8 protein-coding genes are annotated in these 7,142 nt (G+C 67.0%); 5 read left to right on the forward strand and 3 right to left on the reverse strand.

Annotated elements, in window-relative coordinates; all coding sequences use genetic code 11:
- The 5 genes from ACIPUB_RS19800 to secG form a co-directional block, all read left to right on the forward strand.
- On the forward strand, positions 1 to 139 hold a 139-nt coding region (locus ACIPUB_RS19800; RefSeq protein ID WP_407608794.1), incomplete at its 5' end, for a Fe-Mn family superoxide dismutase.
- 241 nt (positions 140 to 380) lie between these two features.
- Positions 381 to 1,394, forward strand: coding sequence for a type I glyceraldehyde-3-phosphate dehydrogenase (gap, locus tag ACIPUB_RS19805; protein ID WP_407608951.1), 1,014 nt, complete (start codon positions 381 to 383; stop codon positions 1,392 to 1,394).
- Between the two features lie 28 nt (positions 1,395 to 1,422).
- Positions 1,423 to 2,655 (forward strand): phosphoglycerate kinase, encoded by a 1,233-nt coding sequence (locus ACIPUB_RS19810; RefSeq protein WP_407608952.1) that lies wholly within the window; start codon positions 1,423 to 1,425, stop codon positions 2,653 to 2,655.
- Positions 2,652 to 3,467: a triose-phosphate isomerase gene (gene tpiA, locus ACIPUB_RS19815; protein ID WP_407608953.1), complete on the forward strand. Its 816-nt coding sequence runs from the start codon at positions 2,652 to 2,654 to the stop codon at positions 3,465 to 3,467. Before ACIPUB_RS19810 ends, tpiA begins: the two co-directional genes overlap by 4 nt.
- A 28-nt stretch (positions 3,468 to 3,495) precedes the next feature.
- Complete coding sequence (gene secG, locus ACIPUB_RS19820; RefSeq protein WP_407608954.1) at positions 3,496 to 3,747, forward strand: preprotein translocase subunit SecG; 252 nt, start codon at positions 3,496 to 3,498, stop codon at positions 3,745 to 3,747.
- A gap of 89 nt (positions 3,748 to 3,836) precedes the next feature.
- Here secG and pgl read toward each other — a convergent pair whose 3' ends face one another.
- Genes pgl through zwf form a run of 3 tightly spaced genes read right to left on the reverse strand, consistent with a single transcriptional unit; the run spans position 3,837 to position 7,088 of the window.
- Complete coding sequence (gene pgl / locus ACIPUB_RS19825; RefSeq protein ID WP_407608955.1) at positions 3,837 to 4,601, reverse strand: 6-phosphogluconolactonase; 765 nt, start codon at positions 4,599 to 4,601, stop codon at positions 3,837 to 3,839.
- On the reverse strand, positions 4,591 to 5,532 hold the full coding sequence (locus ACIPUB_RS19830) for a glucose-6-phosphate dehydrogenase assembly protein OpcA (protein ID WP_407608956.1): 942 nt from the start codon (positions 5,530 to 5,532) through the stop codon (positions 4,591 to 4,593). Before ACIPUB_RS19830 ends, pgl begins: the two co-directional genes overlap by 11 nt.
- On the reverse strand, positions 5,529 to 7,088 hold the full coding sequence (gene zwf, locus ACIPUB_RS19835; RefSeq protein WP_407608957.1) for a glucose-6-phosphate dehydrogenase: 1,560 nt from the start codon (positions 7,086 to 7,088) through the stop codon (positions 5,529 to 5,531). The genes ACIPUB_RS19830 and zwf overlap by 4 nt, the downstream gene beginning before the upstream one ends.
- Positions 7,089 to 7,142: the final 54 nt, after the last annotated feature.

Consider the following 7,142-nt stretch of genomic DNA (forward strand, 5'->3'; position numbering starts at 1 on the left):
CGCGTTCTACCTGGATTACGTGAATGTGAAGGCCGATTACGTGAAGGCTTTCTGGAACATCGTGAACTGGGCCGATGTCTCGGCCCGCTTCGAGGCGGCGCGTGCCGGTGCCCCGAAGCTTGTCGTCCCCGGCAAGTAATCCGAGGACTTGGAGACGTAAGCCTCCTCACATTAATCGCCTTTATGGCGTAAGATGTAAACATCGAGTTTTGCGTGTCTTGCGGTTAATTCCGCAAGACACGCAATAACCCGGTCAGCATCCCAGCTGACGACACAACGGAGTGTCCAATTTTTTCCAAGCCACTCCGTTTCATGTGTCCCAACACCGGGGCCCTCTTTTCGCGGCAGTGGCAACACCACTCTGTTTAGGAGAAATACACGTGACTACCCGTGTTGGCATTAACGGTTTCGGACGCATTGGTCGCAACTTCCTGCGAGCTAGCTTGGCTAATGGCGCAGACATCGAAGTTGTAGCAGTCAACGACCTTGGCTCCATCAACGACCTGGCCATGCTGGTCAAGTACGACTCGATCATGGGCCGCCTGGACGAGGACGTGACCGTCGACGGCGCCTTCATCGTTGTGGGAAAGAAGCGCATCAAGGTCCTCTCGCAGAAGGATCCCGCCCACCTGGGCTGGGGCGAACTGGGAGTGGACGTCGTCATCGAGTCCACCGGCTTCTTCACGAAGGCCTCGGATGCCGAGAAGCACCTGCAGGCAGGCGCCAAGAAGGTCATCATTTCCGCCCCGGCTTCCAAGGAAGACATCACCATCGTCATGGGTGTCAACCACGAGAAGTACGAGGCCGACAAGCACCACATCATCTCGAACGCCTCCTGCACCACCAACTGCCTGGGCCCCGTGGCCAAGGTCCTCAACGACCAGTTCGGCATCGTCGACGGCCTGATGACCACCATCCACGCCTACACCGCAGACCAGCACCTGCAGGATTCCCCGCACAAGAAGGATCCGCGCCGCGCCCGCGCCGCCGCCTTGAACATGATCCCGACCTCCACCGGTGCAGCGAAGGCCATCGGCCTGGTCCTCCCGGAGCTCAAGGGCAAGCTCAACGGCTACGCCATGCGCGTCCCGGTCCCGACCGGCTCGGCCACCGACCTGACCGTCAACCTGGCCCGCGAGGCCTCCGTCGAGGAGATCAACGCGGCATTCAAGAAGGCAGCGGAAGAGGGGCCGCTCAAGGGCTTCCTGAAGTACTCCGAGGATCCGCTGGTCTCCACCGACATCGTCCACGATCCGCACTCTGCGGTCTTCGATGCCGGCCTGACTTCCGTCATCGGCACCACCGCGAAGGTCGTCGCCTGGTACGACAACGAGTGGGCCTACTCCACCCGACTTGTTGACCTCACCGTTTATGTCGGCGCGCGTCTCGGTTAGTCCCGGACTCTTCCGATAGCCTAGTCAAATGACTTCCCACACTCTCGACGAATTGATCGCCGATGGTGTCCTTGGGCGGCGCGTTCTGGTCCGCAGCGACCTGAACGTGCCGCTCGATGGCCTCACCGTCACCGACGATGGGCGTATTCGCGCCTCCATACCCGTGGTGCAGAAGCTGGCCGAGGCCGGCGCACGCGTCATTGTCATGGCTCACCTGGGTCGCCCCAAGGGCGAACCCGACCCCCAGTACTCCATCGCTCCGGCGTCCACCCGGCTCGCCGAGCTCTCCGGGCTCGATGTGCGCACGGCAACCGACGTCGTGGGCCCCTCGGCCCGCCAACTGGCCGGGGAACTGACCGACGGCGCCGTCCTGGTCCTGGAAAACGTGCGCTTCGATGCGCGCGAGACCTCCAAGGACGCCTCGGCACGCGCCGAATTCGCGGCGGAGCTCGCCGCGCTGACCGGCGAAGGCGGCGCGTACATCAACGACGCCTTCGGTGCGGTGCACCGCAAGCACGCCTCGGTCTTCGACATCGCCGCACTGCTGCCGGCGTACCAGGGCGACCTGGTGGCCACCGAGGTGAAGGTCCTCAAGACCCTCACCGAGGCTCCCAAGCGCCCCTACGTGGTCGTGCTGGGCGGGTCCAAGGTCTCGGACAAGCTTGCCGTCATCGACAACCTGCTGGGCCGCGCCGACCACCTGCTGATCGGCGGCGGCATGGCCTTCACCTTCCTCAAGGCCCAGGGCCACGAGGTCGGCGGCTCCCTGTTGGAGGAAGACCAGCTCGAGACCTGCCGCGGCTACCTCAAGCGCGCCAAGGAACTGGGCTGCGACATCGTGCTGCCCACCGACGTGGTCGTGGCCTCCAAATTCGGGGCAGATGCCGAGCACGAGGTGCTGGCCGCGGACAACATCACCGGCGGTGCCTTCGGCGCCACCGGCCTGGGCCTGGACATCGGTCCGGACTCCGGGGAGAAGTTCGCCAGCTACATCCGCAGCGCCAACACGGTGTTCTGGAACGGCCCGATGGGGGTCTTCGAGATCCCGGCGTTCGCCAACGGCACCCGTGCCGTTGCAGGTGCGCTGTCCGACTCGGAGGCATTCAGCGTCGTCGGCGGCGGCGACTCCGCCGCGGCCGTGCGCACGCTGGGTTTCCACGATGACGACTTCGGACACATTTCCACCGGCGGCGGTGCCTCCCTCGAGTACCTCGAGGGCAAGGAACTGCCCGGCCTGACTGCCTTGGAGGCGCGTAAGTGACCACATCCACGAATGGAAAATTCGACCGGAAGCCGCTGATTGCCGGCAACTGGAAGATGAACATGGACCACGTCCAAGGCATCACGCTTCTGCAGAAGCTGGCTTGGACCCTTGCCGACGCCGAGCACGACTTCGAGCGCGTCGAGGTGGCGGTCTTCCCGCCGTTCACCGACCTGCGCGGCGTGCAGACACTGACCATGGGCGACAACCTGCCGGTGCGCTACGGAGCCCAGGACCTCTCGGCGCAGGACTCCGGTGCCTACACCGGGGAAATCTCCGGGCAGTTCCTCTCCCGGCTCGGTTGCGCCTACGTGCTGGTGGGCCACAGTGAACGCCGTGCGCTGCACGGGGAGTCCAACGAGCTGCTGGCCACCAAGGTCGCCGCAGCGTACCGCCACGGGCTGGTCCCGGTATTGTGCGTGGGCGAGGGACTTCAGATCCGCCAGGCCGGCACGCACGTTGAATACACGCTGGAGCAGCTGCGCGGTTCGCTGGCCGGCATCACCGCCGAGCAGGCCGAGACCCTGGTCGTGGCCTACGAACCGGTGTGGGCGATTGGCACCGGCGAGGTGGCGGGACCGGCCGACGCGCAGGAACTCTGCGCGGCCATCCGCACCGAGCTGGCGCAGCTCTTCGGCGACGAGGTGGCCTCCAAGGCCAGGGTCCTGTACGGCGGTTCGGTGAAGGCGTCGAACGTGGCGCAGATCCTGGCCGAACGCGATGTCGACGGCGTGTTGGTCGGAGGGGCATCCTTGGACGCCGCCGAGTTTGCTAATATTGTTAGGTTCGAGCACCACCTGGTGACCGACTAATCGCCACCGAGCTGATTGAAGGGCAATTATGGACGTCATCAAGTTGGTTTTGCAGATTTTGCTGCTCATCACGAGCCTGCTGCTCACGCTGCTGATCCTGCTGCACAAGGGCCGCGGCGGCGGCATGTCAGACATGTTCGGCGGTGGCATGACCACCTCGCTGGGTTCCTCCGGCGTCGCCGAGCGCAACCTCAACCGGGTGACCATCGTCCTGGGCATCATCTGGGCCGCCGTCATCATCGGGCTGGGCCTGGTCATGCGCTTCAGCGTGGAGTCCTAGCCCCCCGGCACCCCAAGCAGCACAAAGCGCGGCCCGCCCTTCTTCGAACCGAAGAGGACGGGCCGCGCTTCTGCGTTTGCCGGCTGTTGCTAGATCAGTGCGGCAGCGGCGGCATCCATGAGCCACCAGGTGCCCTGCGTGCCGGCGACCCCCGAGGCCGGGACGCGTTCGCGTGTCACGGGAGCCTCGCCGAGGGCGACCCCTGCGGCCGGCGCCTTGTCCGCCCCCGCCACCACGAGCCACACGGCGCGGGCGGTGTTGATGGCATCAAAGGTCAGCGAGACGCGCAGCGGCGGCGGCTTGGGCGAATCGTGGACTCCGACGACCGGGAGCCCGGTGCGGGTGGCGCCCTCGTGGTCGGGGAAAAGCGACGCCACGTGCGAATCCGGGCCCATGCCCAGCATCAGCACGTCGAAGACGGGAAGCGCGCCCGCGGTGCCCTCGGTGGCGGCCTCCTCGGCCAGCATCTGCGCGTAGGCCCCGGCAGCGAGTTCGGGGGTGGCGAAGTCGTCGGCGGAGCCCATCGGGTGCACCCGGCCGCGGTCCAGCCCGTGGCCGTCGAGCACGCCCAGGAGCACCTCGGCCTGCACCGCGTTGCGGTCGGGGGAACCGGATTCGACGAAGCGCTCGTCGCCCCAGTAGATGTTCACCCGCGACCAGTCCACCGCGCCGAGGGCAGGGGAGGCGGCCACCTGTTCCAGGGACTTGATGCCCAGGGTGCCGCCGGTGAGCACGATGCTCGCCTCGCCGCGTGCGGCCTGCGCGTCGAGGATCGCGGTGATGAGCCGGGCCGCGACGGCCGCCGCGGTGGCTGGCAGGTCGGGATGGATGACGACGTGTCGCCTAGCGTTCACTGGCACGGATGCTCCTCAGGTTGGTGCGCTTCAGGCCCTCGCGCACGACCTCGCCGAATACCTCGTCCGGGTCCAGGCGACGCATTTCCTCTGCCAGGCAGTCTGCCACGGGGCGCTGCGGCAATGAAATCAGCTGGGCCTTCTGGCCCGGCTGGTACAACTCGGCCACGTCCCCCGGAGGACGGGTCAGCTCGACGTCCCCGGAGGGCAGGGAAAAGCGCACGGAGCGGACACCGGTGCCCTCGGGGGAGGAAGCGAGGGTCACCGGGATCTTCAGGCACAGCCGCAGCCAGGCCGCGAGCAGCACGGTGGAGGGGGAATCCACGGCGCCGGTGACGGTCGCCGCGGTGACCTGCGCCGGGTCCAGCTGGTCGAAGACCGAGGCCAGCTGGGCGCGCCAGAGCGTCAGCCGGGTCCAGGCCAGGTCGGTGTCGCCTGCACGGTAGGATTCGGCGAGCGAGAATAGCGCGGCGCGCGGATCCGTCTCGGCGCCGGAATCGGTGATGCGGCGGTGTGCGATCTTCCCCAGCGGGCTGCTGGCGGCGTCCTTTGGCACCCCGTGCGGCCACCAGGCCACGATCGGGGCGTCGGGCAGCAGCAGCCCGGAGACCAGGGACTCGTCCACGTGCGCGTCGGGCCCGAAGGTGTGCAGCACGATGACCTCGGCGGCGCCGGCGTCCCCGCCCAGGCGGATCTGGGCGTCCAGCCGGGTCCTGCCGTCGGCAGCGCCCTGGACCACCACCACGATGCGGCAGGGGTGTTCGCGGCTGGCCAGGGAGGCAGCTGCAATGGCGTCTTCCTCGTACCCGGCACTGGTGATCACCAACAGGGTCAGCACGCGGGAGAGCGCCGAGGATCCGCCGGCCCGGCGCATGGTGACCAGTTCCTTGGAGATCTTCGAGGTCGTGGTGTCTTGCATCTCGACAATCATGGGCGGCGCCATGTCCTTCCGTCGCGGGCCATCAATTCGTCGGCCGAGGCCGGGCCCCAGGAGCCGGGGGCGTAGGGTTCGGGTTGTTCGGGCAGCGACGCCCAGTGCTCCTCGAACGGGTCAAGGATGCGCCAGGACTGCTCGACCTCCTCGTGGCGGGGGAACAGCGGCGGCTCGCCCAGCAGCACGTCGAGGATCAGCCGCTCGTAGGCCTCCGGGGAAGACTCGGTGAACGCGTGCCCGTAGCCGAAGTCCATGGTCACGTCGCGCACCTCCATCGAGGTGCCGGGGACCTTGGAGCCAAAGCGGATGGTCACGCCCTCGTCGGGCTGGACCCGGATGACGATGGCGTTCTGCCCGAACACGTCGTCCTTGTGGTCGGTGAAGAGCAGGTTCGGGGCCCGCTTGAACGCCACGGCGATCTCGGTGACCCGGCGGCCCAGGCGCTTGCCGGCGCGCAGGTAGAACGGCACCCCTGCCCAACGGCGGGTGTTGATCTCCAACTTGATGGCCGCGTAGGTCTCGGTCTTGGAAGCGGGGTTGAAGCCCTCCTCGTCCAGGAAGCCGGTGACCTTCTCCCCGCCCTGCCAGCCGGAGGTGTACTGGCCGCGGGCACTTGCCTGCGCAAGGTCTTCGGGCAGCCGCACGGCGGCCAGGATCTTTTCCTTTTCGCTGCGCAGGTGTTCGGCGTCGAAGGAGATCGGTTCCTCCATGGCCGTCAGCGCCAGCAGCTGCAGCAGGTGGTTCTGGATGACGTCGCGGGCCGCGCCCACCCCGTCGTAGTAGCCCGCGCGCCCGCCGATGCCGATGTCCTCGGCCATGGTGATCTGCACGTGGTCGACGTGGTTGGCGTTCCACAGCGGCTCGAAGAGCTGGTTGGCGAAGCGCATGGCCAGCAGATTCTGCACCGTCTCCTTGCCCAGGTAGTGGTCGATGCGGAAGACAGCATCGGGCGGGAAGACCGACTCGACGATTTCGTTCAGCTCGCGGGCGCTGGCCAGGTCGTGGCCGAAGGGCTTTTCGATGACCACCCGTGACCAGCCGGCGTCGGCGGAGTCGTCGTTGGCCAGCCCGTGCCGCGAGAGCTGCTCGCAGACGGTCTCGAAGGAATTCGGCGGGATCGAGAGGTAGAAGGCGTGGTTCTTGCCGGTGCTGCGGCTCTTTGCCAGGTCGTCGAGGGTCTCGCGCAGGGCGATGAACGCTTCGTCGTCGTCGAACCCGCCGGTGATGAACCTGAAGCCGCTGGCCAGCTGCTCCCACACGGTCTCGTTGAAGGGGGTGCGTGCGTGGTCCTTGACCCAGGTCTTGGCCTCGGCGGCGAACTCGTCGGCGCTCCAGGGGCGGCGCCCAAAGCCGACGACGGCGAAGTTCGGCGGCAGCAGGCCGCGGTTGGCCAGGTCGTAGACGGCGGGCATGAGCTTCTTGCGGGCCAGGTCGCCGGTGATGCCGAAGAACACCAGGGCGGAGGGCCCGGCGATGCGGTCAAGCCGCCGGTCCCGGCGGTCACGCAGGGGATTGTGGTGGTTGCGCGCGGGGCGCCGAGCGGACTCAAGCATCAAGATCGGGACCTTCGGATGTTGGGAGGGGGGGAACTTAAACGGGGGGGGTCG

This window comes from Paeniglutamicibacter sp. ORCA_105 (assembly GCF_045798545.1).
GTDB lineage: Bacteria > Actinomycetota > Actinomycetes > Actinomycetales > Micrococcaceae > Paeniglutamicibacter > Paeniglutamicibacter sulfureus.